This is a genomic window from Moorena sp. SIO2C4 (assembly GCF_010672485.1).
In the GTDB taxonomy this organism is placed as follows: Bacteria; Cyanobacteriota; Cyanobacteriia; order Cyanobacteriales; family Coleofasciculaceae; genus Moorena; species Moorena producens.
In genome coordinates, this window is record NZ_JAAHGN010000994.1 from 1 (window position 1) to 2,832 (window position 2,832).

Genomic DNA, 2,832 nt, shown 5'->3' on the forward strand with positions numbered 1-2,832 from the left:
TCACCAGAGCTGCCACCAATACATACACAGCAGCCAAAAAGATACTTAGGAGCCGTATGCAACGAAAGTCGCACGTACGGATTTGTAGGAGAGATGCTCCCCTTAATAGGGGACATCGACTCTAACAATTGGTCAATATTGGCGCAAGCAAGTTGATCAGGTCAAACATTGATGGGCGTGTAATGGACAGAGATATCAACGGCGCTCGCGGGATATTCGCATATAGCCTTGGGAGATACCCCCTGGATGCGAAAGCATCTTGCATTGGCGGGCTAAGGTCTACTTGGTAGACTTTGGTAGCCAAAAAGTATCGGCTAAGATAGGTGAATCGAACTCAAAACTAACTAACGAATTTGAGCGGCACACAGAAAACAGCATCTAACTACGTATTCATTTTCCTAGAGATTTTTGAGTGTGAAGGGGGCATCCAATCCTACGTCAAAGATATTTTCGAGGCATATTTGTCTGTTGCTGCTAAGACTGTTACCAGTTCTAGCGCTGAAATATTTTTGCTGCGGGATGGTCTAGGTTGTGAAAATCCCTTTGATCTCTACCCACTCAGATTCCATTACCTGAAAACCAAGTCTCCTGTGCTAGGGCGTGTTCGCTTAACAATAGCGCTGGGGTTTTATTTATGGCAAAAACGTCCCAAACACGTTTTCTGCGGTCATATCAAACTGGCTCCCCTGACTCAGCTGTTGTGCAATAGTTTGGGGATTCCCTATACAGTTTTGACTTATGGCAAGGAGGTTTGGGAACTCTTACCCCTGAAAGAACGTAATGCCCTAGACCGGGCAGCAGCAATTTGGACAATCAGTCGTTACAGTCGCGATCGCGCTTGTGCTGCCAATAACCTAAATCCTGAAAAGGTAAAGATGTTGCCTTGTGCTGTTGATGGCAATAGGTTTACTCCTGGTCTGAAATCACCAGCCTTAATCGAAAAGTATGGTCTGACTGGTGCTAAGGTGTTGATGACTGTCGCTCGTCTGTGGTCTGGGGATATTTATAAAGGAGTTGATGTTACCATTCAAGCACTTCCTGCGATCGCTAAAATCTTTCCAGAGGTTAAATATCTAGTTATTGGTCGTGGTGATGATCAACCGAGACTGGCGCAGCTAGCCAAAGATTTGGGTGTTGGGGATCGGGTGGTCTTTGCTGGTTTTGTCCCTACACCAGAATTAGTGGAACATTACCGAGTGGCTGATGCCTACGTCATGCCCTCCCAAGAAGGCTTTGGGATTGTATACCTAGAGGCCATGGCTTGTGGTAAACCTGTCCTTTCTGGGGATTCTGATGGTTCTGCTGATCCTTTGCAAGATGGTCAGCTTGGTTGGCAAGTTCCCTATCGAGACCCCGATGCAGTGGCTGCGGCTTGTATTGAAATTCTCAAGGGAGAGGATCAGCGCTGTGATGGTCAGTGGTTACGAGAACAATCCCTAGGGTTATTTAGTAAAGAGGCTCTGACAAAGCAGTTAAAAGAGTTACTCGATACTGCGTAAAAATTGAGTCGCCCCTTGCGGAGCATAAGCAGCGAGGGGTAATTTCTATTCAAGTTAAGACGAATCTGAACTAGGATATAACTACCCGATCATATTTGTTATTGTTAAAAGAAAACAGTGAATCAAAATACCCCGAGACAGTTTCAGTTCAACCTGTCAGGTATGGGCTGTTGGCTAGCGTTCTTCTTAACTTGTTTCTTGCTAGGCACAGTTGGCTTGGGATGGGTAGTCAATGGTTTTTTGATTTTAATTGCTTTTTTAATCATCTCACCAGTGATTGCCTGGTTTGGAGTTCGCTGGTGGCTCAGACGTAATCTAGTGGAAGATAAATGTCCAGTCTGTGCCTATGAGTTGACTGGGTTTAACAATACCCAGTGTCAGTGCCCCAGTTGCGGGGAAGTTTTGAAGATAGAACACGGACATTTTAACCGCTTAGCAGCTCCAGGTACGATTGATGTGGAAGCGGTTGAGATATCGGTTCAGCAGATTGAAGATTAGAGTAATCGCTAATCACCCATAGACTTCGCTGCAGTTGTCAGGGAAAAGGCTTGCACCCAAAAGGCTTGCCTACAATAATTATTGAGTGTTGAACTTTGAGTTCTGCACCCTGGTACTAGGGAGTTTTAGTGATCGATAAAGTATAAGGATGCTGTTCACCATTGCGATCGCCGACGTAGAATGAGTAGCTGCCTTGCTCCCAATACCCGATTTTAACAATATTCCCCCCAGATAAATTATCGGCCTGTGTACATGAGGTACCATTTGGCTCCTGAATTAATAGAGTGGGCTGGCCTTGGCTTTCTAGGTTGAAGCGCAAGTAGGTAAAATCTTGGTTCAAATTAATGACATGATTGGGCTGGGTACTAATCATACCGCATTGGCTCTTATTTGATCCTCCAGAGTTTCCAGTAACTACGATGGGATCAGGCTGGAATCCAGGCTCAAGGTTGATGGTTTCGGCGTTGGCGACACCAGCGCTACTTAAGCTTACAGCTATGGTGATCGGAACAATCATCCACTGTGGGAATAGTTTAGTCATTGTCATCCCCTAAAGTCTTGTGATCTATTACTAATACACTTGTCCTAGATTACTTGACTATCTAGAATTAAATTTGTTTCGGGTAAGCTATCAGCTATCAGTTATCAGCTATCAGCTATCAGCTATCAGCTATCAGCTATCAGTTATCAGCTATCAGCTATCAGCTATCAGCTATCAGTTATCAGCTATCAGCTATCAGTTATCAGTCAAAGGCTGACGGCTGACGGCTGACGGCTGACGGCACCTCAAGTAGCTTGCGCGTAGCGCATATGCTTACTCTAGTCCCATTAACCA

The 2,832-nt window shown here is 45.1% G+C and carries 4 protein-coding genes; 3 read left to right on the forward strand and 1 reads right to left on the reverse strand.

Annotated elements, in window-relative coordinates; all coding sequences use genetic code 11:
• Positions 1-353 precede the first annotated feature (353 nt).
• Together F6K20_RS32605 and F6K20_RS32610 are read left to right on the forward strand one after the other, a co-directional pair.
• Entirely contained in the window at positions 354-1,499 is a 1,146-nt protein-coding gene (locus F6K20_RS32605) for a glycosyltransferase family 4 protein (protein WP_287297535.1), read from the forward strand.
• Between the two features lie 117 nt (positions 1,500-1,616).
• The gene (locus F6K20_RS32610; protein WP_009149155.1) at positions 1,617-1,997 is read left to right on the forward strand and encodes a hypothetical protein; all 381 of its coding nucleotides are present in this window, start codon (positions 1,617-1,619) and stop codon (positions 1,995-1,997) included.
• A gap of 115 nt (positions 1,998-2,112) precedes the next feature.
• On the opposite strand, the gene F6K20_RS32615 is transcribed toward F6K20_RS32610, so the two are convergent.
• A complete protein-coding gene (locus F6K20_RS32615) occupies positions 2,113-2,538 on the reverse strand; it encodes a hypothetical protein (protein WP_009149154.1) in 426 nt (141 codons plus the stop codon).
• Between the two features lie 73 nt (positions 2,539-2,611).
• Here F6K20_RS32615 and F6K20_RS32620 point away from each other — a divergent pair, with 73 nt between their 5' ends.
• Complete coding sequence (locus tag F6K20_RS32620; protein ID WP_287265777.1) at positions 2,612-2,755, forward strand: hypothetical protein; 144 nt, start codon at positions 2,612-2,614, stop codon at positions 2,753-2,755.
• The last annotated feature ends 77 nt before the right edge of the window (positions 2,756-2,832 follow it).